Consider the following 23,191-nt stretch of genomic DNA (forward strand, 5'->3'; position numbering starts at 1 on the left):
GCGTCACGCCTCAGATCTGGCCGACGCCTGCGGGGGAATCAGTATGAGCGACCTCGATCCCGGAACAGCATCACGCTCCGGTCGTCGCGTCCCAAAACCAAAACCCAACGGTATGTCGGATCCGGATTCCCGGCCGGAATTGCTGCTCGCGCTCCACGCCATGCGCAGCGGCGATTTTTCGGTGCGGATGAGCGGCGACTATCTCGGCATCGACGGCAAGATCGCGGACACCTTTAACGAAATCATCGCCGCCAACCAGCGGATGGCACAGCAGCTCGAGCTGGTCGGCCAGGTGGTGGGACGCGAAGGCAAGACCCGCCAGCGCGTGAAGTTCGGCCTCGCCTCGGGCTCCTGGGCCGACATGGAAGGCTCCGTCAACACGCTGATCGACGACCTGCTGTGGCCGACGCGCGAGGTGACCCGCGCGGTCGCAGCCGTGGCGCAGGGCGACCTGCTGCAGACGGTCAAGCTCGACGTCGAGGGCCGCCCGCTGCGCGGCGAATTCCTGCAATCGGCGACCATCGTCAACACGATGATCAAGCAGCTCGGCGTATTCACCTCCGAGGTGACGCGCGTCGCGCGCGAGGTCGGTACCGAAGGCAAGCTCGGCGGCCAGGCCCAGGTGCCTGAGGTGACCGGCGTCTGGAAGGACCTGACCGAGAGCGTCAACTCGATGGCGAATAACCTGACCAACCAGGTTCGCAACATCGCCGAGGTGACGATCGCGGTGGCCAACGGCGACTTGTCCAAGAAGATCACCGTCGACGTCCGCGGCGAGATCCTGCAGCTCAAGGAAGCCATCAACACGATGGTGGACCAGCTCCGCTCCTTCGCCTCCGAAGTGACGCGCGTCGCGCGCGAGGTCGGCACCGACGGCAAGCTCGGCGGCCAGGCCATCGTTCCCGGTGTCGCCGGCACCTGGAAGGATTTGACTGACTCCGTGAACGCGATGTGCGGCAACCTCACCGCACAGGTCCGCAACATCGCCAACGTAACCACCGCCGTGGCGCGCGGCGACTTGTCCCGCAAGATCACAGTGGACGTGCGCGGCGAAATCCTGGAGCTGAAGGACACCATCAACACCATGGTGGACCAGCTGAACTCGTTCGCCTCCGAAGTGACGCGCGTGGCGCGCGAAGTCGGCACCGAAGGCAAGCTCGGCGGCCAGGCGCAGGTGCCCGGCGTCGCCGGCACCTGGAAGGATCTCACCGACAACGTCAACTTCATGGCGTCGAACCTGACGGCGCAGGTCCGCAACATCGCCGACGTCGCCACTGCAATCGCAGGCGGCGACTTGTCGAAGAAGATTACGGTGAACGTCTCGGGCGAGATCCTTCAGCTGAAGGAAACGCTCAACACCATGGTGGACCAGCTCAATGCCTTCGCCGGCGAAGTCACCCGCGTCGCCCGCGAGGTCGGCACCGAAGGCCGGCTCGGCGGCCAGGCCAACGTGCTCGGCGTCGCCGGCACCTGGAAGGACCTCACGGAAAGCGTCAACTCGATGGCGTCGAACCTGACCGCGCAGGTTCGCAACATCGCCGAGGTGACGACGGCGGTCGCCGGCGGCGACTTGTCCAAGAAAATTACCGTGGACGTCCGCGGCGAAATCCTTGAGCTGAAGGACACCATCAACACCATGGTGGACCAGCTCAATGCCTTCGCCGGCGAAGTCACCCGTGTCGCGCGCGAGGTCGGCACCGAAGGCAAGCTCGGCGGCCAGGCCCAGGTGCGCGGCGTCGCCGGCACCTGGAAGGATTTGACGGACAGCGTCAACTCGATGGCCTCGAACCTGACCGGTCAGGTCCGCAATATCGCCGAGGTCGCGACCGCGGTGGCCAAGGGCGACCTGTCCAAAAAGATCACGGTGAACGTCTCGGGCGAAATCCTTCAGCTGAAGGAAACGCTCAACACCATGGTCGACCAGCTCAACGCCTTCGCCGGCGAAGTCACCCGCGTCGCGCGCGAGGTCGGCACCGAGGGCAAGCTTGGTGGCCAGGCCCAGGTGACGGGCGTCGCCGGCACCTGGAAGGATCTCACCGACAACGTGAACTCGATGGCGGGCAACCTGACGGCCCAGGTCCGCAACATCGCCGAGGTCGCAACCGCCATCGCCGGCGGCGACCTGTCACGCAAGATTACGGTGGACGTCCGTGGCGAGATCCTTCAGCTCAAGGACACGCTGAACACGATGGTCGACCAGCTCAACCGCTTCGCGGGTGAGGTGACGCGCGTCGCGCGCGAAGTCGGCACCGAAGGACGGCTCGGCGGTCAGGCCAACGTGCCGGGCGTCGCCGGCACCTGGAAGGATTTGACCGACTCCGTGAACTCGATGGCGGGCAATCTCACGGCCCAGGTCCGCAACATCGCCGAAGTGACCACCGCAGTGGCGCGCGGCGACTTGTCACGCAAGATCACCGTGGACGTGAAAGGCGAAATCCTCGAGCTCAAAAACACCATCAACACCATGGTGGACCAGCTCAACGGTTTCGCCGGCGAAGTGACGCGCGTCGCGCGCGAGGTCGGCACCGAAGGCAAGCTCGGCGGCCAGGCCGAAGTGCCCGGTGTTGCCGGCACCTGGAAGGACCTCACCGACAACGTTAACTTCATGGCCTCGAACCTGACGGCCCAGGTCCGCAACATCGCCGAGGTCGCAACCGCGATCGCCGGCGGCGATTTGTCGAAGAAGATCACGGTGGACGTGCGCGGCGAAATCCTGCTGCTGAAGGACACCCTGAACACGATGGTCGAGCAGCTCCGTTCCTTCGCGGCCGAAGTAACGCGCGTGGCGCGCGAGGTCGGCACCGAAGGCCGGCTCGGTGGTCAGGCCGTCGTGCCCGGCGTCGGCGGCACCTGGAAGGACCTCACCGACAACGTCAACCTGCTCGCCGCGAACCTCACCACGCAGGTCCGCAACATCGCCGAAGTCACCACCGCCGTGGCGCGCGGCGATTTGTCCCGCAAAATCACCGTGGACGTGAAAGGCGAAATCCTCGAGCTCAAGAACACCATCAATACGATGGTCGACCAGCTCAACGCGTTTGCCGGCGAAGTCACTCGCGTTGCGCGCGAAGTCGGCACCGAAGGCGAGCTCGGCGGTCAGGCGCAGGTGCCCGGTGTGGCCGGCACCTGGAAGGACCTGACCGACACCGTCAACTTCATGGCGGCGAACCTGACCGAGCAGGTCCGCGGCATCGTCAAGGTGGTGACCGCGGTCGCCAACGGCGACCTCAAGCAGAACCTCACCGTGAAATCGAAGGGCGAGGTCGCAGCACTTGCCGATACCATCAACAACATGACCGAGACGCTCGCGACCTTCGCCGACCAGGTGACGTCGGTGGCGCGCGAGGTCGGCGTCGAGGGACGGCTGGGTGGTCAGGCCGACGTGCCCGGTGCGGCCGGCACCTGGAAGGACCTCACCGGCAACGTCAACCTGCTCGCGGCCAACCTCACCTCGCAGGTGCGCGCGATCGCCGAAGTGGCGACCGCCGTGACCAAGGGCGATTTGACCCGGTCGATCCAGGTCGATGCCCGCGGCGAAGTGGCCGAACTCAAAGACAACATCAACACGATGATCACGAATCTCCGTCTGACGACGGACGTGAACACAGAGCAGGACTGGCTGAAGACCAACCTCGCCAAATTCACCAACATGCTGCAGGGCCAGCGCGATCTCACGACCGTCGGCCGGCTGTTGCTGACGGAGCTGTCGCCGCTGGTCAACGCGCATACCGGCGTGATCTACCAGGTCGAGAACGAGGATAATCCGCAACTCCTGCTGCTCGCCTCCTATGCCGGCGACGGCGTTTATCCTTATCAGCGCGTGCTTCCGTTCGGCGATGGACTGATCGGCCAGTGTGCGATTGACCGGCGCCCGCGCGTGGTCTCCGACATTCCCGCCGACGTAGTGCCGATCAATTCGGCGCTGCTCCGTGTCGCGCCGAAGAACCTCGTGGTGTTGCCGGTGCTGTTCGAGGGCCAGGTCAAGGCGGTGATCGAGCTCGCCTCGCTCACCTCGTTCACGACCTCGCAGATGACGTTCCTGGAGCAGCTCACCGACTCCATCGGCATCGTGCTCAACTCGATCGAAGCGACGATGCAGACCGAAGGGCTGCTGAAGCAGTCGCAGCAGCTCGCCGGCGAGCTGCAGACCCAACAGCGTGAATTGCAGCAGACCAACGACCAACTCGAGCAGAAGGCGCAGCAGCTCGCGGAACGCAACGTGGAGGTCGAGCGCAAGAACCAGGAAATCGAGCAGGCCCGCCGCGCGCTCGAGGAAAAGGCGACCGAGCTCGCGCTGACCTCGAAGTACAAGTCCGAATTCCTGGCCAACATGAGCCACGAGCTGCGCACGCCGCTGAACTCGATCCTGATTCTCGGACAGCAGCTCACCGACAACCCGGACGGCAATCTCTCCGCCAAGCAGGTCGAATTCGCCCGCACCATCCATGGCGCCGGCACCGACCTCCTGAACCTCATCAGCGACATTCTCGATCTCTCCAAGATCGAGTCCGGCACAGTGACGGTGGATGCCGAGGAAATCCTCACCGCCAACCTGCTCGAGACGGTCGGGCGACCGTTCCGGCACGAGGCGGAGAACCGCAATCTGTCGTTCAAGATCGACGTCGATCCGAACCTCGCACGCAGCATCGTCACCGACTCCAAGCGCCTGCAACAAGTGCTGAAGAACCTGCTCTCCAACGCCTTCAAGTTCACCGGCGAGGGCGAAGTGCGATTGAAGGTCGCCGGCGCGCTCGGGGGTTGGGGCACGGATCATCCTGTGCTGAACTCCGCACCAGCCGTAATCGCCTTCGAGGTCTCCGATACCGGTATCGGGATTCCCCTGGAGAAGCAGAAGCTGATTTTCGAGGCATTCCAGCAGGCGGACGCCGGCACCAGCCGCAAATACGGCGGCACCGGCCTCGGCCTCGCCATCAGCCGCGAACTCGCGAGCCTGCTCGGCGGAGAAATCCACCTGCGCAGCGCCCCGGGCAAGGGCTCGACCTTCACGCTGTATCTGCCGCTGAAATATTCCGGTCCGACGCTGGCACCGCGCGCAGCACCAGCGCCGCAACCATACAACCAGCCGCCGGCACTCCAGGCCGCCGCACCGGAGCAGCAACGCGTCATCGAGCAACTGCCCGACGACCGCCTCAATCTCGAGCCTGGCGACAGCATCCTTTTGATCGTCGAGGACGACCCGCATTATGCGCGCATCCTGATCGACCTCGCGCGTGACAAGGGTTTCAAGGTTCTGGTTGCCGCACGCGGCGCAGAGGCGCTCGAACTCGCAAAACAGTATCAGCCGAGGGCCGTCTCACTCGATGTGTTCCTGCCCGACATGCTCGGCTGGACTGTGCTGAGTCAGCTCAAGCACAACCCGCTGACGCGCCACATCCCCGTGCAGATCATCACGCTCGACGAGGACCGCCAGCATGCGCTGGCCCGCGGCGCCTTCTCCTTCGTCAACAAGCCGACGACGACTGAAGGGGTCGCCGCCGCGCTGGCGCAGATCAAGGAATATGCGCGGCCGCGGCGCAAGCGGCTCCTGATCGTCGAGGACAACGAGGCCGAGCAGCTGTCGATTCGCGAGCTGCTGCATCACGACGACATCGAGATCGTGACCACCGACACCGGCGCCGGCGCGCTCTCGACGCTGCGCGAGGCGCCCTGCGACTGCGTCGTGCTCGACCTCCGGCTGCCCGATATGAGCGGCTTCGAGGTGCTGGATCAGATCCGTCGCGACGATACGCTGTCGAACATTCCGGTGGTGGTGTTCACCGGCCGGGAGCTCTCCGCGGAAGAAGATGCGGAGCTCCACACCATGGCGCGCAGCATCGTGGTCAAGGGCGTGGAATCGCCCGAACGCCTGCTCGACGAGACCGCGCTGTTCCTGCATCGCGTGATCACGGAGCTGCCGGTCGAGAAGCAGCGGATGCTGGAGAAGCTCAACAGTTCCGATGAGGATTTGATCGGCAAGACCGCGCTGCTCGTCGACGACGATGCCCGCAACATCTTCGCGCTGTCGAGCGTACTGGAACGGCGTGGCATGAAGGTGCTGACGGCAACCACTGGCCGCGAGGCGGTGACGCTGGTCGAATCCAACCCGGAAATCGCCATCGTGCTGATGGACATCATGATGCCGCAGATGGACGGGTATCAGACCATCGGCGTGATCCGGGAAAATCCGGCGTTCCTGCGCCTCCCGATCATCGCACTGACGGCGAAGGCGATGAAGGGCGATCGCGAAAAATGCCTGGAGGCCGGCGCGTCCGACTACCTCGCCAAACCCGTCAACACCGATCAATTGCTGCTTGCGATCCGCATGTGGCTGCACCGCTGAGTTGGATCCGAGAATGGACCACGAAAAGGTCAATATCCTCCTCGTCGACGACCAGCCGGCCAAGCTGCTCGCCTATGAGGTGATCCTGAAGGAACTCGGCGAGAATCTCGTGATCGCCTCGTCGGGCCGCGAGGCGCTGGAGGTGCTGCTCAAGACCGAGATCGCGGTGATCCTGGTCGACGTGTGCATGCCCGAGCTCGACGGCTTCGAGCTCGCGGCAATGATCCGCGAGCATCCGCGCTTCCAGAAGACCGCGATGATCTTCATCTCGGCCATTCAAGTCAGCGACATCGACCGGTTGCGCGGCTACGAGATGGGCGCCGTCGACTACGTGCCGGTGCCTGTCGTTCCGGAGGTGCTGCGCGCCAAGGTCAAGGTGTTTGCTGAACTCTATCGCAAGACGCGCGAGCTCGAGCGGCTGAACCAGGATCTCGAGGATCGCGTCCGCGCCCGCACCGCCGAGCTCGAGAACTCCACCGCAAAATTGCGCGAGAGCGAAGAGCGACGCAGCATGGCAATCGCCGCCGGCAAGATGGGATCCTGGGACTGGGACTGGGTCACCGGCGACTGGATGTGGGACGAGGGGCAATATCGCATCTTTGGCGTGAGCCACGAGAATTTCGAGGTCAACCCGGCCAACGTTCAGGCACTGCTCCATCCCGACGACGTCGATCAGCTGCCCAAGGCCGTCGCCGAATTCAACACAGGCACGCGCGCCTACGAGACGGAGTTCCGTATCGTGCGCCCCGATGGCGATGTGCGCTGGTGCGTCGGCACGGCGGCCGCAACTGTGGATCCAACCGGTCGCGTCGTACGGGTGAGCGGCGTCACCGTCGATATCACCGAACGCAAGCGCGCCGAGGAGCGGCAGAACCTGCTGGCGCGCGAAGTCGATCACCGCGCCAAGAACGCACTGGCGCTGGCACAGTCGATCGTGCGCCTCACCCGCGCCGACGGGGTCAAGGCTTACGTTAATGCGGTGGAGGGCGCATCAATGCGCTCGCGCGCGTGCACACCATCCTGTCGCTATCGAGCTGGCAGGGCGCCGAGCTCTCGAAGCTCATCGAGGAAGAGCTTGCGCCCTATTCGCTCGGCGGACAGATCAAGCTCGCGGGTCCCGCGGTGCAGCTGCTGCCGGCGACAGCCCAGACACTGGCGCTCGCGCTGCACGAGCTCTTCACCAACTCCGCCAAATATGGCGCGCTCTCGACCCGGTCGGGGCGGCTTGCGATCGGCTGGCAAGCCGAGAACGATCTCCTCACCCTGACGTGGGACGAGACCGGAGGGCCGCTGGTCAGGACGCCGAAGTCGCGTGGCTTCGGCACAAGAAGCCTGCTGGCCAGTGTCAATCCCAGCTCGGCGGACAGGCGCAGTTCGATTGGCGTCCAGAGGGGCTGTTGTGCCGTCTCGATGTGCCGTTGACGCGCAAGAGCGCGGCAACGTCGGCGGTGCAGGAGAAGTTTGAGGCCAGCACCTCTCCCGAACTTCAGCGCGCGTCGGGTTAGCGCGACGCGGCGACCTTCAACCGCAACATCGGCCGCGGTTCATCGGCGATACGCCCTTCGAGCCAGGCTTCCGTTTGCGCGAGATCGCGCAACGCCGTCGCGTAGCGGCGGGCGGCGCTGCGCTCCGCACCGCGCGGCAGCTTGCGTGCCTTGCGCAACATGTCGGCCGCCGCGTTACGATAGGCCAACGAGCGATAGAGAAAGACTACCTTGCCCATATCGAATGTTCCCGTGTTGATGCCGTTCATCCTCGCAAGGTCGGCATGAACGCCCGATGAAGCGGGGGATGACAAATCCTTCATCCGGACGGAACCCTCGATTGTGGCCGGCGTTTGCATGGCAGATCGATCGGCAGTTCCATGCGCGCAAAAAAGTCGCCAAATAGGTCGCCAAATAGGTCGTCCAGTCTGATCTCTCCCACCGGCATCATCAAACTGATGACGCATGCGATGATGGGCGCTGCACTCGGTCTGGCGTTCACGCTCGCACTTATTCTGGCCAATCCTGCGGTCGCAGAATTGGTGAACCACGGCGGCCGTGCGGCAGCCTTCGTCTTTGTCGGCACGATGGCGACGACGTTTGCGATCGGTGCCGCCCTGACGGGAGTCGTGTTCATCCTGAACGAAGACAAGGAATCTTGAAGCGCGTGAAGCGCAATCCGACGTATTGCTCGGAACTCCCGCGGCGAATAGCGGTTGGCTGCCTGCGTCAATTCAACTCAGGGAGTTCCCTCACATGAAGACGACCAAGCTCGCCCTCGCCGTGATGTTGGCAACCGGCCTCGCCGCCGCGCCGTTTGCGGCGGAGGCGAAATCTCACAAGAAGCACCACTCCTCGACCTCGCAAGCTGCGCCCACGTCGCAGACCACGACGGGCGCGAACATGAAGACGACAGCCCCCGACGCCTCCGGCCAAGGCGGTGCCGGCCCTGGCAGCGACCACGGCGGGAGCATGACCAAGCCTCAGAACGGGATGAGCAAGTAGGCGCAAGCTCATCGCATAAAAAAAGCCCCGCTACGACGCGGGGCTTTTCGTTGCGTGGGGGACCGCTCCTAAGAGAAGATTACGCACCGACGCCTCGACACCGGCTATATCAAGCCTCAAGGCGCTGATTTTACGTCGAATTTCATTGATTCTGCCGTCCACGTCTTGTTAGAACAAAATGAGAACATATAGTCAAGCCACGAATTCAGAATGGAGAGCGCACATGCAGGTTCAGCATAAATACGACGCCAAAGCTTTTCTCATGGAGCAGATGACCCGGGCGCAGGGGCTGCGGCTGAAGCGGCTGAGTGAAGAGGCCTACCAGCCCGCGCAATACGATCGCGGTCTGTCCTCTGCCGAAGCCGCGCGCCGCATTCAGGTGCTGGAGGCGGAGATTGAACTCGCGAACTCGTTCTGAGGCTCGCGGCCGGCGCCTTTGAACGTTGCGTCAGCACTCCTGTTTCTCTTCCGAGGCCAACGGAGAGAGTGAATGGCACGCAAGGCAAAAAAACGCCGCTACTCACGCAGCGCCGGCAGTGATGTCGAACGAGAGATGCGGCGCTACAAGAAGGGGACTGCGAAGAGCGGACGGGGCGGTCGCGGAGGTCGCGTGAAGAGCCGCAAGCAGGCGATCGCGATCGGCCTCTCGGAAGCGCGCAAGAAGGGCAAGAAGGTCCCGAAGAAGGCTTCGAAGCGAAAGACGTCCAAAAAGACGACAAAGAAAAAGAAGAAGACGACGAAGAAGAGCTCGAAGCGCAAATCCGCCAAGCGGTGACGCTGACCGGCGTCAGATCATCGTGCCGGGCATGAAGCAGCGGATCGAAACGCCAAACGCTGTCTTGACCGGCCAGACCATGGTGCGCCCGGCGCGGTTCGGCTCGGTGATCACGGCTTCGTCGGGGACCTCGATCCATTCCCCGTCAAGACGGACTCTGTAGTGCCCATTGTGCGAGTCCCAGTCAGGATCCGCCACGGCAACGCCGTCGGCGTCCGAACAGCACGGACCGAGATGGCTGCGCAGGCTGTCGAACCACGGCTTTAACGGCGAGTCGGCGAAGCGGCCGTCATCGCGCCCCAGGGCGCTTCCGGTCGACAGCAAAAGAGGCGCTGCGAGCAGCGCAAGCTTCAGCGAGAGCTTCAATCGATCCATGTCGGCACCGATCAAATGCGAACCACCGGCCGGTTCCACAAAGCGGCCGGACGTCCGAAGTTCCACTCCAGCAATTTGCCTCGGCGGCTTCATTGCCGCCAAGGCACACGACGCGATGGCAAAGTCTGACGAGCGAACGCGGCTTTTTCGGACGAAACCGTCATCATTGCTGCCGTTAACGAGAATGTTATCGGCGGCCTGTGGGTATCTCGAAAGCTGCGCGCGAAAAAGGCGGCCCGCAGGCCGCCTTTTGAATTTGCCGCCGAGGCCAAGAGTCGCGATCAGGCGAGCGGCACCGCGATGAACCGGGTCGCCTCTGCAGTCTTCACCTGCAGCAGCACGCTCTTCTTTCCGGACGATTTGGCCTGCGCCAACTCGGAGCGGACATCGCCGACATTGGCGACAGCCTTGCCGCCGACATTGAGGATGACGTCGCCGGTTTGGATGCCGCGCTGCGCAGCCGGACCCTGCGGGTCAACCTCGGTGACCACGACGCCCTTCTGGCCTGCGCCCTGGACGTCGCCGGCCGGCGCCAGGCTGAGGCCGAGGCGCGGCGTGCCGGGGGCCTGCTGCATCTTGCCCTCGTCAGTGTTGCCGCTTCCTTGGGCCTGCCGTTCGTTCGGCAATTCACCGAGCGCCAGCGTCACCGTCTTGGTGTCGCCCTTGTGGAGGATGTCGAGCTTCACGGACGTGCCCGGCGCCAGCGTGGCGATGGTGCGGGCGAGATCGCGGAATCCTTGATCGCGGTGCCGTTGACCGCGGTGATGACATCGCCCGCCTCGATGCCGGCCTTCGCCGCCGGGCTGCCTTCCTGCGGGTTGTCGACGATTGCGCCGCGCGCCGCCTTCAGGCCGAGACTGTCGGCAATCTCCGCCGTCACCGGCTGCACCTGCACGCCGAGCCAGCCGCGGGTGACCGCGCCCTTGTCCTTGAGCTGCGCGATCACGAGCTTCGCGGTCGAGGACGGAATATCGAAGCCGATACCGACCGAGCCGCCCGAGGGCGAGAAGATTGCGGTGTTCACGCCGATCACGTTGCCGTTCATGTCGAACGCCGGACCGCCGGAATTGCCCTTGTTGATGGGCGCATCGATCTGGATGAAATCGTCATAGGGACCGTTGCCGATGTCGCGGCCGCTGGCCGAAACGATGCCGGCCGTCACGGTGCCGCCGAGGCCGAAGGGATTGCCGACCGCGACCACCCAGTCGCCGATCCGCGGCTTCTGGTCGGAGAATTTCACGAACGGGAAGTCCTTCTTGCCGTCGACCTTGATCAGCGCGAGGTCGGTCTTCGGATCGGTGCCGACGACCTTCGCGGTGTAGATCGTGCCGTCGTCCGTCGTCACCTGCACCGACTCTGCATGGTCGACGACATGGTTGTTGGTCACGGCGTAGCCGTCGGCCGAGATGAAGAAGCCGGAGCCCTCGCCCGTAATCACCTGGTGGTGTTGGCGCGGCATGCCGTTCATGCCCGGGAAGCCGAACTGCCGCGAGAACTGGTCGAACGGAGAATCCCCGTCCGAATCCATCCGGTTCTGTTGCAGCATCGCGCTCTTGTCGTTGTCCTGGTCGATCTTCACCCGCACCGAGATGACGGCGGGCTTGACCTTGCTGACGAGATCGCCGAAGCCCGGCGGCGTCGCGGCGCTGTCAGCCGCGTGCGCAGGCGAGATGAGAGTTCACGCCGAAATGCGTCGAAGCGGGAGAAGCAGCCAGCAAGGCCACGCCGAGCGCGGCCACGGTGCCGAGCAGTGCAAGCCGGCGCGGCTTCAGAATTTTTCGGGCCTTGGCGGTGTCGGAATTGACGCGATCAATCATGTCGAATTCTCCATGTTGGGTAAGTCGCCTTGCACCCAACATGGACATCGTCACCTTACGACGTCCCGTCCACGCGATTAAATCTAGGCAAAGTAACTGCGGCCGTCCGTCGCAAGCCAAATTCTCGACACGGACGTCCCCCTGCGTAACGAGCCCGCGAGCAGTTTTCTGAGGAGTTACGGTTATAGCGCTCTAGGCCGCGGCGGGATGCTCCCATGCCGCGACGGCCTCATCTTCGCGTTGCGCATTGCACGCATCGAAATGCGCCTTCAACGCAGTCTCGGCGAGATATTCGAAATGCTCGGCCTGACCGAGCAGCTGCCAATTCTGGAGCGGCCGATAGGCTGCCTGCTGGCGACAGAGGGACGCCAGCGCGCGGTAGCGACGTACGTTCTCCATGAGACCCTCCCTCGCATTCACCCGGGCTTATTAACCCTGATTTGCGTCAGGTCGATGGCGGCTATGCAAAACGTTCTTGCGCGCACAGCCGGCTTAATCTGGGTTAACTTTCAGGAAGCCTGCAGCCGCACATTGGTTCCTGTCGAGGGACTCTGGAACCGCGATGGATGATCAGCCCGATCTCTTCGCTTCCGCGGCACCGCGAATGGCCGCGATGTTGGCGCCATAATCGGCATTGCGCCCGCCGCGGAACACTGCGGAACCCGCCACGAGCGTATCCGCGCCGGCCGCGGCAACCGCGGCGGCATTGTCCCGCGTGACGCCACCATCGACCTCGAGACGGATCGGCCGCTCGCCGATCATGCTTCGAATGCGCCTGATCTTCTCGAGCTGGGATTCGAGGAAGGACTGGCCACCGAAGCCAGGGTTGACCGTCATCACCAGCACGAGATCGAGACGATCCAGCACATATTCGATCGCGCTTTCGGGGGTCGCCGGACACAGGCTGACGCCGGCCTTCTTGCCGAGTGCGCGGATCGCCTGGAGCGAACGGTCCAGATGCGGGCCCGCCTCGGCATGGACGGTGATGACATCGGCCTCCGCCTTCGCGAACGCCTCCAGATAGGGATCGACAGGCGCGATCATCAGATGCACATCAAAGACCTTCTTCGTTACCGGCCGGATCGCCCTGATGACATCTGCGCCAAAGCTGATATTCGGCACGAAGTGCCCGTCCATCACGTCGCAATGGATCCAGTCGGCGCCGGCCGCATCGATCGCTGCGATCTCCTCGCCGAGGCGCGCGAAATCCGCCGCTAGGATCGAGGGAGCGATCATGATCTCCCTGGTCATGTCTTTGCACTCCGCACATCGGCACCGCCGCTGAAGACACGGCTCGCCAGGACGTCGATCGGATCGATGGTCTCGAGAGCGGCAACGTCGAGCATGCGATCGAGATCCGACACCAGGCGATCAGCCTGCCGCAGACGAATGCGATCGACCGCGTTGCGGATCGAGCGGGCGTTGGAGAAGAACGGCTGGGTTCGGCGCAACGCGATGTAGCTCTCGAAGGCTTCGCGCGCAGCCGCCGAGAGGCGGTAGCCGCGCTCCTTCAGCATCAGCTCGGCGATGACCAGCAGCTCGGCTTCCGCATAATCCGGGAAGTCGATGTGGTGAGCAATACGCGAGCGGAAGCCGGGATTGGAGGCGAAGAAGCTGGTCATGCGCTCGCCATAGCCGGCGAGGATCACCACGAGGTCTTCGCGCTGGTTCTCCATCACCTGGAGCAGGATCTCGATCGCTTCCTGGCCGTAGTCGCGTTCGTTGTCGGGCCGGTGCAGGTAATAGGCCTCGTCGATGAAGAGCACGCCGCCCATCGCCTTCTTCAGGATCTCCTTCGTCTTCGGGGCGGTGTGGCCGATATATTGCCCGACAAGATCGTCGCGCGTCACCGAGATCACCTGCCCGCGCCGCACGAAGCCGAGCCCGTGCAGGATCTTTGCCATGCGCAACGCCACTGTGGTCTTGCCGGTGCCGGGATTGCCGGTGAACGACATGTGCAGCGTCGGCGGCGCTGATGCGAGGCCGGCACGCTGGCGGATGCGCTCGATCAGCAGCAGCGAGGCGATCTGGCGCACGCGGTTCTTGACCGGCTTCAGGCCGATCAGCTCCTGCTCGAGCTGTTGCAGCGTCTCGGTGATTCCGGCCGCTTCGGCCTCCTTGCGGAGATCGAAATTGGTTTCACCGCCTTCGGCGGCCGTTGCATGGGGAACGTCAAGCATGGGCACCTCGAAGAAAAGAGCTTCGCCGCGAGGGGAGCGGCGAAGCAGTGGTCCGCCAAGGATACGAAGCAGGGAGTGCTCCGCGCGGAGAGGAATGGCTATTGCTAAGCGTGGGCAGCGGCCTTGCGTATGGTGCTGTACCGGATCGCGCGGCCGCCAACCTCCTGCCGCACCAGCTCGAACTCGGCTTCTTGCGGTGGACGGTTGACGAGAAAGGATATGCGCACCGACTCCCAGCCGTGGCTGGCGTCAAAGCCGCTGATGCGGATGTAACGGTCGCCATACACCCGCCGACACTCCGCGAGCTCCATCATCACGCCGGCAGCGTCCTGAAGATCGAACATCGGTAGACCCCACATCTCCCAATAGGTGTTGCGGGGATGCGGGTCGTCGGTGAACTCGATGTTCACCGCCCAGCCATTGGCGAGGCAGTACTGCACCTGCTTGGTGATCTGATCGTCGGTAAGATCGGGCAGGAACGAGAAGCAGCCCTGGGTGAGTTTCATGTTGCGTCTCCCTAGACAGTTTCGAGCGCGGTTGGCACGAAATCCGGCGTGTCGGTGGATTGATAGTTGAAGGTGACGTCCTTCCAGACCTCGAGCGCGGCCTTCAGCGGCGTGCAAGTCTCGGCCGCCCGGGCCAGGATCTCCGGGCCTTCATGGACGTAGTCGCGGCCCTCGTTGCGGGCGAGGATCATCGCTTCCAGCGCCACGCGGTTGGCGATCGCGCCGGCCGCAATGCCCATGGGATGGCCGATGGTGCCGCCGCCGAATTGGAGCACGACGTCCTCGCCGAGCAGATCGAGCAGTTGGTGCATCTGGCCGGCATGGATGCCGCCGGAGGCAACCGGCATCATCTTGTTGAGGCTCGCCCAGGACTGGTCGAAGAACAGGCCATGCTCCAGCTTGGTCGGGTTAAAATCCTCGCGGCAGACGTCGTAATAGCCGCGCGTGGTGTTGGGATCGCCCTCGAGCTTGCCGACCACCGTGCCGGCATGGATGTGGTCGACGCCGGCCAACCGCATCCATTTGGCGATGACACGGAACGACACGCCGTGGCTCTTCTGCCGCGTATAGGTCGAGTGACCGGCGCGGTGCAGATGCAGGATCATGTCGTTGCGGCGCGCCCATTTCGACATCGACTGGATCGCGGTGTAGCCGATCACGAGATCGATCATGACGATGCACGACCCGAGCTCCTTCGCGAACTCCGCGCGCTCGTACATGTCCTCCATCGTGCCCGCGGTGACGTTGAGATACGTGCCCTTGACCTCGCCGGAGGCTGCCTGTGCGCGGTTCACCGCCTCCATGCAATAGAGGAAGCGGTCGCGCCAGTGCATGAACGGCTGCGAGTTGATGTTCTCGTCGTCCTTGGTGAAATCGAGCCCGCCCTTCAGCGCCTCGTAGACGACGCGGCCGTAGTTGCGGCCCGAAAGTCCCAGTTTCGGTTTGACCGTTGCGCCCAGCAACGGCCGGCCGAACTTGTCGAGCCGCTCGCGCTCGACCACGATGCCGGTCGCCGGGCCTTGGAATGTCTTCACATACGCGACCGGGAAGCGCATGTCTTCCAGGCGCAGCGCCTTGAGCGGCTTGAAGCCGAACACGTTGCCGATGATCGACGCCGACAGGTTGGCGATCGAACCCGGCTCGAACAGGTCGAGGTCATAAGCGATGTAGGCGAAGTACGAGCCAGGGCGTGCCCGGCACCGGATCGACGCGATAGCACTTGGCGCGATACTTCTCGGCAGCGGTCAGCCGATCGGTCCACACCACCGTCCAGGTCGCGGTGGAGGATTCGCCGGCCACGGCCGCCGACGCCTCAATCGGGTCGACGCCCTCTTGCGGCGTGACGCGGAACAGTGCGATGACGTCGGTGTCCTTCGGCACATAGTCGGGCTCCCAATAGCCCATGCGCGCGTATTCCATCGTGCCCGATCGATAGCGCTCCTTGCCGCGGACGGTGCCTGCATGTGCATTCATGGCTCTCTCCTGCTCTTCTCTCGGAATGATTAGGCTGCAACCGGCTCGCTGGCGCCGATGCCGGGATCGAGCTCGCCAGTGCGGTAACGCCGCGCCATCTCGCCCAAGGGAACGACCTTGATCCTGCTCGCATGGCCGGCGGTGCCGAACTGCTCGAAACGATCGCGGCAGAGCTCCCGCATGGCATCCATCGCGGGTTTCAGGAATTTGCGCGGATCGAACTCGCTGCGGCTCTGCGCGGCGACTTTGCGGAACACGGCAGTCATGGCGAGCCGGCAATCCGTATCGATATTGACTTTGCGCACGCCGCTCTTGATCCCGCGGACGATCTCCTCCACCGGCACCCCCAGGTCTGCGGCATCTCGCCGCCGAACTGGTTGAACATGTCCTGAAGCGGCTGCGGCACCGATGACGAACCGTGCATCACGAGGTGTGTGTTCGGCAGCCGGCGATGGATCTCCTCGACCACCCGCATCGCCAAAATGTCACCATCCGGCTTGCGGCTGAACTTATAGGCGCCATGCGAAGTGCCCATTGCGATAGCGAGCGCATCGACCTTGGTGGCACGAACGAAGTCGACGGCCTGGTCGGGATCGGTCAGCAACTGGTCGTGGCTGACCTTGCCCTCGACGCCGTGCCCATCCTCCTGCTCACCACCACCATGCTCGAGCGAACCGAGCACACCGAGCTCGCCTTCGACGGAGGCGCCGACCCAATGCGCGAGATCGACGACGCGACGGGTAATCGCGACGTTATAGCCGTAGTCGGCCGCCGTCTTCGCGTCCGCCTCGAGCGAACCGTCCATCATCACCGAGGTGAAGCCATGTGCGATGGCGCTGGCACAGGTGGCCTCGTCGTTGCCGTGGTCCTGGTGCATGCACAGCGGAATGTCAGGATAGGTCCGCTCCAGCGCGTCGATCATGTGCGAGAGCATGAGATCACCGGCATAGCTGCGGGCACCGCGAGAGGCCTGGATGATGACGGGTGCATCGACTTCAGCCGCCGCCTGCATGATCGCAATGCCCTGCTCCATATTGTTGATGTTGAACGCCGGCACCGCGTACCCGTGACTGGCGGCGTGATCGAGCAACTGGCGAAGGGTGATACGGGCCACGACAAGTCCTCCTGTTATCACTTGCGAGCGCGGGCGATCGCCCGCCGGGCGGCTTCCGCCACGCTTTGCGGCGTGATGCCGAATTCGCGGTAGAGCACCGGTGCCGGCGCCGACGCGCCAAAGCCGCGCATGCCGACGAACTCACCGTCAGCACCGATCCAGCGATGCCAATCGCCGGCGACTGCCGCCTCGATGCCGACGCGCGGCGCCGTGCCGAGAACCGCGGCGCGATAGTCGTCCGGTTGCTCCTCGAACAGGACGAAGCACGGCGCCGACACGACGGCAGCGCGGACATGCTCGGTCGCGAGCAGGCGCGCAGCTTCCAGCGCGATCGAAACTTCCGAGCCGGTCGCCATCAGCGTCACGTCGCGTCCGCCATCGGGCGAGACAATCACATAGGCGCCGCGTGCGACCCGGTTCCTGCCGCGCACATCACTGCGGAAGGTCGGCAACGCCTGGCGCGACAGGCACAGCACGGACGGACGATCCTCCGATTTGAGCGCGCAGTCCCAGGTTTCCAGCGTCTCCACCGCATCGGCGGGACGGAACACCAGAAGATTCGGAATCACGCGCAGCGCGGCGAGATGCTCGACCGGCTGATGCGTCGGACCATCCTCGCCGAGGCCGATGGAGTCGTGGGTCATCACATGGATGACGCGCAGCCGCATCAGGGCCGCAAGGCGGACCGCCGGCCGGCTATAGTCGGAGAAGGCGAGGAACGTGCCGCCATACGGAATGAAGCCGCCATGCAGTGCGAGTCCATTCATCGCAGCCGCCATGCCGTGCTCGCGGATGCCGTAGTGGATGTAATCGCCGGCGAACGCGTCATGTCGGACCGGCGCCTGCACTTTGACATGCGTCAGGTTCGAATGTGTCAGATCCGCAGAGCCGCCAACAAGTCCGGGGATCGTTCCCGCGATGGCATCGAGCACCTGTTGCGAGGCCTGCCGGGTCGCAAGCTTTGGATGCTCGGTGGCAAAGCACTCGCGCAATTTCGCCGAGGCCTGGGCATAGGCGTTCGGCAGGGCAACCGGCTTGCCCTCGATGAACAAGTCGCGCTGCTCGGGCGTCGCGCATTCGTAACGGTCGAGCCAGGCGAGACGATCGACCTGCCCGCGCTGCCCGATCATCCGCCACGCCTTCATGATCGTGACAGGCACCACGAACGGCTGATAGTCCCACCCAAGCGTCCGCCGCGCTGCCGCCGTCTGCTCGGTGCCGAGCGGCGCGCCATGCGCCTTCTCGGTACCTTGGCGGTCCGGCGCGCCATAACCAATGATGGTGCGGCAGGCGATCAGCGACGGCTTTGCGCTCTCACGTTCCTCTGCGATCGCCTGAGCAACGGCCTCGGGATCGTGCCCGTCGACGCGGCGCGCCGACCAGCCGGATGCGGCGAAGCGCGCCAACTGGTCATCCGAGGTCGCGAGTGACGTCGGTCCGTCGATCGAGATGCCGTTGTCGTCGAACAGCACGATCAGGCGGCCAAGCTGGAGGTGACCTGCGAGCGAGATCGCCTCCTGGCTGATCCCTTCCATGAGGCAGCCGTCGCCGGCGATCACATAGGTGAAGTGATCGACAAGGCCGTCGCCGTGCCGTGCATTGGCCATGCGCTCTGCGAGCGCCATACCCACGGCTGTCGCGATGCCCTGCCCCAGCGGCCCGGTCGTGGTCTCGACGCCCGGCGTGTGGCCATATTCAGGATGCCCCGGCGTCTTCGAGCCCCATTGCCGGAACGCCTTGATGTCGTCGAGGCTGACATCGCCACCGGTCAGATGCAGCAGCGCATAGAGCAGCATCGAGCCGTGCCCGGCCGAGAGCACGAATCGGTCGCGGTCCGGCCAATTGGGATGGGCCGAGTCGAACTTCAGAAAGCGCGAGAACAGCACGGTCGCAACATCGGCCATGCCCATCGGCAGGCCGGGATGACCCGACTGCGAGGTCTCGATGGCGTCGACCGCGAGGAAGCGGACCGCATTGGCGAGATCGGAGTGCGCGACCGCGGTGAGATCGGCGTCGGCGTGGACGGAGATGTTCATCGGGTTCTCCCCTGGTTCACTTCAGGTTTCGCTTGCGCTCGATGAGTTGCATGATCAGCGGCGTCAGGATCAGCTGCATCGCCAGGTCCAACTTCGCCCCCGGACACACGATCGAATTCGCGCGCGACATAAAGCTGTGCGGCAACATCGAGAGCAGATAGGGAAAGTCGATGCCGCGCGGATTCTTGAAGCGGATCACGACCATCGATTCGTCCGGCGTCGGGATCCAGCGGGCGATGAACGGATTGGACGTGTCCACCGTCGGCACGCGCTGGAAGTTGATGTCGGTGTCGGTGAATTGCGGACAGATGTAGTGGATGTAATCCGGCATCCGCCGCAGGATGGTGTCGGTGACGGCCTCGGTCGAATAGCCGCGCGCGCTGCGATCACGGTGCAGCTTCTGGATCCATTCGAGATTGATGACGGGCACGACGCCAATCTTGAGGTCGGCATAGCGCGCGACATTGACCTTGTCGGTGACGACGGCGCCGTGGAGGCCCTCGTAGAACAGAAGGTCTGAATTCTCCGGCAGCCGTTGCCACTCGGTGAATGCGCCGGGCGCGACGCCGTGCAGCGCGGATTCGTCGGCATCGTGGACGTAGTGCCGCGTCACCGCGGTGCCGGTCTCGCCATAGTCGCGGAACGCGCGCTCCAGCTCCTCGAATAGATTGGTCTCTGGGCTGAAATGGCTGAAGTGCTTGTTGCCGCGATCCGCCTCCTGGGCCATCTGCGTGCGCATCTCGGCGCGGTCGTAGCGATGGAAGGCGTCACCCTCGATATAGGCGGCGTTGACCTTCTCGCGGAAGAAGATCTGTTCAAACGTCTTCTTGACCGACGTCGTACCCGCGCCGGAGGAGCCGGTGATGGAGATGATCGGATGCTTCCTGGACATGGGTCACCTCGCTCACAACCGGAAGAAGCCACGCCGTGCGAACAGCGGCGCAGAGACGCTGGCAACGAGCAGCGGATCGCAGTGCAGTTCGGCGACGCGCCGCACCTCGTTACTCGACCCCATGACCAGCGGCACGCGCTGGTGCAGGCTGCCCGCTGCAAGGTCGAGGATGCGCTCGCGCCCGGTCGAGGCGGAGCCGCCGGCCTGTTCGATAATCATTGCCATCGGATGGGCTTCGTAGGTGAGCCGCAGGCGGCCATCGCCACAGCCGGCGCGTGCATCGGAGGGATAGAGGAAAACGCCACCACGGGTGAGGATGCGATAGGCCTCCGCGACCAGCGAGCCGATCCAGCGCATATTGAAGTTATGGTTGGCGGGCCCATCGATGCCAGCGAGGCATTCGTCGATGAAGGCTCGCACCGGCGGGTCCCAATGCCGGCGATTCGATGCATTGATCGCGAACTCGTTGCACGCCTCGGATATCTGGACGGCGCCGCGCGCAAGGCGAAAGCAACCGGACCTGCGGTCAAGCGTGAAGATGTCGACGCCGTCGCCGAGCGTCAGCACGAGCGAAGTTGCGGGCCATAGGTGACGAAGCCCGCCGCCAGTTGCGCCGAGCCGCGCTGATGGAAGGCGTGCGCGAGATCGTCCGGCGCGGGCAGGATCGAGAAGATCGTGCCGACGGTCATGTTGAGATCGATGTTGGAAGAGCCGTCGAGCGGATCGATCGCGACGCAGATCTTGGCTTCGCGGTCGCCGATCTGCGGCTCGCGCATCTCCTCCGACGCCAATGCCGCGAGCGGCAGCTTGCCGAGGCAGCGGCGCAGGATCGAATCCGCCCGGACATCGAGATCGCGCTGGAGATCGCCGTCGCTGTTACGGCCCGTGGTCAGGCCCGAGGCGTCCGCGAGATCGCCGGTGCTGATGAGGTCGGCGATCTCGATCGCGGCCGCTGCGACGGCGTCGACTGCGCCGGCCACCGCGAGCGCGTGCGGCGCCGTCTCGGAATACCGTTGAAGGTGGTCGTCCAACCTGAGTTGCCCGGTCATCTGCGTCCATCCCTTGTGGGCGCCGCGTCCAGTTCCTCCCCTTTGGAGGTCGGCGCGGTCAGTCCCAACACGATGAGATTGACAGGGCCGGTTTAATAAGGAAAATTTCTAATCATAATGAGCGCCAAAGAATTTTCTTATAATGGCCCCGGCCATGCGGCAGCCCAGCTCCGGCATCTGACCATCCGGCAGTTGCGCTCGCTTGCGGCGCTTTCGGCCAAGGGCAGCGTCACCGCGGCGTCGACCCAACTCGGGCTCACCCAGCCGGCCGTAACCCAGCAGCTGCGGCAGCTTCAGGATCTCGCGGGCCTGCCGCTGGTGCAGCGGACCGGCGACGGCATGCTGCTGACGGAGGCAGGCCGCGAAGTACTGGCACTCGCCGAGCGCGTCGAAGCCGCGATCACGGACTGCCAGGGCGCGCTTGATCTGCTTGCGGGCAGGACCGGCGGCACGGTGCATCTCGGCGCGGTCTCGACCGCGAAATATTTCGTGCCGCACGCGATCGCGGCGTTCTCCAGGCGCTCACCGAAGATCGAGATCAAGCTGACCATCGGCAACCGCGAGGAAATCCGCGAGGCCATGCACGGGTACGAGCTCGATTTCGCGGTGATGGGTCGGCCACCCGCCGACGTCAGCGTCGACGTACGCCAGCTCGGGCGCAATCCGCACATCATCGTCGCGCGCAAGGGACATTGGCTGGAGAAGGATTCAGGCCTCAGCCTGACCGATCTCGTGCATGAGACCTTCCTCACCCGTGAGCCGGGATCGGGCACACGCACGCTGATGGAGGGGATGTTCCAGAAATCCGATCTCGAACCGATCATCGGCATGGAGATGAGCAGCAACGAGACCATCAAGCAGGCGGTGATCGCCGGACTCGGCATCGCCTTCATCTCGGCGCATACGGTGGCGCATGAGCTCGCCGAAGGCCGACTGATCGTGCTCGATGTCGCGGGCCTGCCGATTGTCCGGCAATGGTACGTGATCCGCCGCAGCGACAAGGTGCTGTTGCCGCCGGCGCAGGCGATGTTCGATTTCTTGGGATCGGAAGGCGCGAATTATCTGCCCGAGCTGCCCGATTTCGGCAACCGATAGCGCTGCCCGCGCTTACCCCATCAGCTTCATTGCGACCGTCGCCGCCAGAATGACGATGATCTGGAGGAGGCGCTCTGTCGTGAAGATGCGGTTGAAGGTCGTCATCGCTCGCCCCGGCGGTCGTAGAGATCGGGGCCAGTCGCTAGCACACGCGGACAGTCGGGTAACTCCGTAGTCGTCCCGGGTCCTGCCCGCGACGCCGGTTGGTTGATGTAGGCGGCGAGCGGCGTGGCGCAATCGCCGCGCGCAGCGAAATAGGCTTCCAGCTCCGACAGCGCGCGGGCCTCCCACTCGCTGGCCTGCTCCAGCAGCGACCAGCGCTGGGCCGGCCGAAACGCCGCGGTCTGGCGATAGAGCGATGCGATGCCGCGGTAACGGCGCACATTCTCGAAAATGGCGTGTCCGTTGATTTGGCCGTTCATGTCGAAAACTCCCTCGTATTCCCAGGGCAAAATTGCGGCCAAATCTTTTTCGAAAAGTTAGCGGCGCGATCCGGCTGCGCGGATGGTTGCCGGACTGTTGCCTGAGCGCAACGCGCGATCCGTGCAGCACCCGATTATTGCGAATTCCTTGCGGGGCTCTTGCCCGATGATTTCAACCCGCCATTGCTGTTGATTGTCATGCTCGCGCGGCAGAGATCGGCAAGGCCGATCAGAAGCACGGCCAGGAGACAGAACAGGTTGATGGAATCCGCGTTCGCGCTGGATAGCGACGTGAATTCGAAGAAGGGCGGGATGAACGCCCACCACACCAGCGGTACAGTGAGCAATGCGGCGAACGCCGCCGCCGGCGCGCCCGCGACAATGCCGAGCACGAACAGGCTGGGCAGGAAGACTGCGAAATGCAGCTTTGCGCCGAGCGCGACGCAGACGCCTTGAAGCGCAGCCGACGCTGCGACGACGATAAATCCGAGCAGAAACGCCTGCCACGACCATGGCCGTACTCGCGGTACGCCATACAGTCCCGCACGCCTCATAGGGCCTCCCCTGCCGCCGTTCACCAGGCCGCTTGCGACCAAAGTACTACAGCTGCAGGGAATTCGCGAAGCGG

Annotated in this window: 15 protein-coding genes and 6 pseudogenes; 7 read left to right on the top strand and 14 right to left on the bottom strand. The window is 64.1% G+C overall.

The window, feature by feature from the left end; translation table 11 throughout:
• Positions 1-43 precede the first annotated feature (43 nt).
• Together ACTGJ9_RS33920 and ACTGJ9_RS33925 are read left to right on the top strand one after the other, a co-directional pair.
• Positions 44-6,340 (top strand): HAMP domain-containing protein, encoded by a 6,297-nt coding sequence (locus ACTGJ9_RS33920; RefSeq protein WP_456674590.1) that lies wholly within the window; start codon positions 44-46, stop codon positions 6,338-6,340.
• Positions 6,341-6,353: 13 nt separating this feature from the next.
• Positions 6,354-7,845, top strand: a pseudogene (locus ACTGJ9_RS33925) (sensor histidine kinase).
• On the opposite strand, the gene ACTGJ9_RS33930 reads toward ACTGJ9_RS33925, so the two are convergent.
• Complete coding sequence (locus ACTGJ9_RS33930) at positions 7,842-8,093, bottom strand: hypothetical protein (RefSeq protein WP_456674591.1); 252 nt, start codon at positions 8,091-8,093, stop codon at positions 7,842-7,844. The pseudogene ACTGJ9_RS33925 and the gene ACTGJ9_RS33930 sit on opposite strands and share 4 nt — an antisense overlap.
• Positions 8,094-8,282: 189 nt before the next feature.
• Between ACTGJ9_RS33930 and ACTGJ9_RS33935 the strand changes: the two genes are divergently transcribed.
• The 4 genes from ACTGJ9_RS33935 to ACTGJ9_RS33950 all read left to right on the top strand — a co-directional run bounded on the left by ACTGJ9_RS33935 (position 8,283) and on the right by ACTGJ9_RS33950 (position 9,604).
• Positions 8,283-8,486 (top strand): hypothetical protein, encoded by a 204-nt coding sequence (locus ACTGJ9_RS33935; protein ID WP_456674592.1) that lies wholly within the window; start codon positions 8,283-8,285, stop codon positions 8,484-8,486.
• A gap of 94 nt (positions 8,487-8,580) precedes the next feature.
• Positions 8,581-8,829 carry a hypothetical protein gene (locus ACTGJ9_RS33940; protein WP_456674593.1) on the top strand — a complete coding sequence of 83 codons (249 nt, stop codon included), beginning with the start codon at positions 8,581-8,583 and terminating at the stop codon, positions 8,827-8,829.
• Positions 8,830-9,052: 223 nt separating this feature from the next.
• A complete protein-coding gene (locus tag ACTGJ9_RS33945) occupies positions 9,053-9,247 on the top strand; it encodes a DUF3072 domain-containing protein (protein WP_456674594.1) in 195 nt (64 codons plus the stop codon).
• Positions 9,248-9,319: 72 nt separating this feature from the next.
• Positions 9,320-9,604, top strand: a complete 285-nt coding sequence (locus tag ACTGJ9_RS33950) for a DUF6496 domain-containing protein (protein WP_456674595.1) — start codon at positions 9,320-9,322, stop codon at positions 9,602-9,604.
• Positions 9,605-9,616: 12 nt separating this feature from the next.
• On the opposite strand, the gene ACTGJ9_RS33955 is transcribed toward ACTGJ9_RS33950, so the two are convergent.
• The 11 genes and pseudogenes from ACTGJ9_RS33955 to ACTGJ9_RS34005 form a co-directional block, all read right to left on the bottom strand.
• The gene (locus ACTGJ9_RS33955) at positions 9,617-9,979 is read right to left on the bottom strand and encodes a hypothetical protein (protein WP_456674596.1); all 363 of its coding nucleotides are present in this window, start codon (positions 9,977-9,979) and stop codon (positions 9,617-9,619) included.
• Positions 9,980-10,260: 281 nt separating this feature from the next.
• Positions 10,261-11,796: pseudogene (locus ACTGJ9_RS33960) on the bottom strand (Do family serine endopeptidase).
• 192 nt (positions 11,797-11,988) lie between these two features.
• On the bottom strand, positions 11,989-12,195 hold the full coding sequence (locus ACTGJ9_RS33965) for a hypothetical protein (RefSeq protein WP_456674597.1): 207 nt from the start codon (positions 12,193-12,195) through the stop codon (positions 11,989-11,991).
• 171 nt (positions 12,196-12,366) lie between these two features.
• Positions 12,367-13,047: a ribulose-phosphate 3-epimerase gene (gene rpe / locus ACTGJ9_RS33970; RefSeq protein ID WP_456674598.1), complete on the bottom strand. Its 681-nt coding sequence runs from the start codon at positions 13,045-13,047 to the stop codon at positions 12,367-12,369.
• On the bottom strand, positions 13,044-13,976 hold the full coding sequence (cbbX, locus tag ACTGJ9_RS33975; protein WP_456674599.1) for a CbbX protein: 933 nt from the start codon (positions 13,974-13,976) through the stop codon (positions 13,044-13,046). Before cbbX ends, rpe begins: the two co-directional genes overlap by 4 nt.
• Positions 13,977-14,080: 104 nt before the next feature.
• Entirely contained in the window at positions 14,081-14,482 is a 402-nt protein-coding gene (locus ACTGJ9_RS33980) for a ribulose bisphosphate carboxylase small subunit (RefSeq protein ID WP_456674600.1), read from the bottom strand.
• 11 nt (positions 14,483-14,493) lie between these two features.
• A pseudogene (locus ACTGJ9_RS33985) lies at positions 14,494-15,955 on the bottom strand (form I ribulose bisphosphate carboxylase large subunit).
• A 29-nt stretch (positions 15,956-15,984) separates the two neighbouring features.
• Positions 15,985-17,069, bottom strand: a pseudogene (fba, locus tag ACTGJ9_RS33990) (class II fructose-bisphosphate aldolase).
• Positions 17,070-17,086: 17 nt separating this feature from the next.
• A complete protein-coding gene (gene tkt / locus ACTGJ9_RS33995) occupies positions 17,087-19,105 on the bottom strand; it encodes a transketolase (protein WP_456674601.1) in 2,019 nt (672 codons plus the stop codon).
• Positions 19,106-19,121: 16 nt separating this feature from the next.
• Positions 19,122-19,997 carry a phosphoribulokinase gene (locus ACTGJ9_RS34000; protein ID WP_456674602.1) on the bottom strand — a complete coding sequence of 292 codons (876 nt, stop codon included), beginning with the start codon at positions 19,995-19,997 and terminating at the stop codon, positions 19,122-19,124.
• Between the two features lie 12 nt (positions 19,998-20,009).
• Positions 20,010-21,046: pseudogene (locus tag ACTGJ9_RS34005) on the bottom strand (class 1 fructose-bisphosphatase).
• 117 nt (positions 21,047-21,163) lie between these two features.
• On the opposite strand from ACTGJ9_RS34005, the gene ACTGJ9_RS34010 reads away from it, so the two are divergent.
• Positions 21,164-22,141 carry a LysR family transcriptional regulator gene (locus ACTGJ9_RS34010; protein ID WP_456674603.1) on the top strand — a complete coding sequence of 326 codons (978 nt, stop codon included), beginning with the start codon at positions 21,164-21,166 and terminating at the stop codon, positions 22,139-22,141.
• A 215-nt stretch (positions 22,142-22,356) separates the two neighbouring features.
• On the opposite strand, the pseudogene ACTGJ9_RS34015 reads toward ACTGJ9_RS34010, so the two are convergent.
• Together ACTGJ9_RS34015 and ACTGJ9_RS34020 are read right to left on the bottom strand one after the other, a co-directional pair.
• Positions 22,357-22,563: pseudogene (locus tag ACTGJ9_RS34015) on the bottom strand (hypothetical protein); the annotation flags it as partial.
• A 134-nt stretch (positions 22,564-22,697) separates the two neighbouring features.
• A complete protein-coding gene (locus ACTGJ9_RS34020; RefSeq protein WP_456674604.1) occupies positions 22,698-23,117 on the bottom strand; it encodes a DUF4118 domain-containing protein in 420 nt (139 codons plus the stop codon).
• Positions 23,118-23,191: the final 74 nt, after the last annotated feature.

Origin of the sequence: Bradyrhizobium sp. RDM12 (assembly GCF_051917485.1) — a bacterium.
Taxonomy (GTDB): Bacteria; Pseudomonadota; Alphaproteobacteria; order Rhizobiales; family Xanthobacteraceae; genus Bradyrhizobium.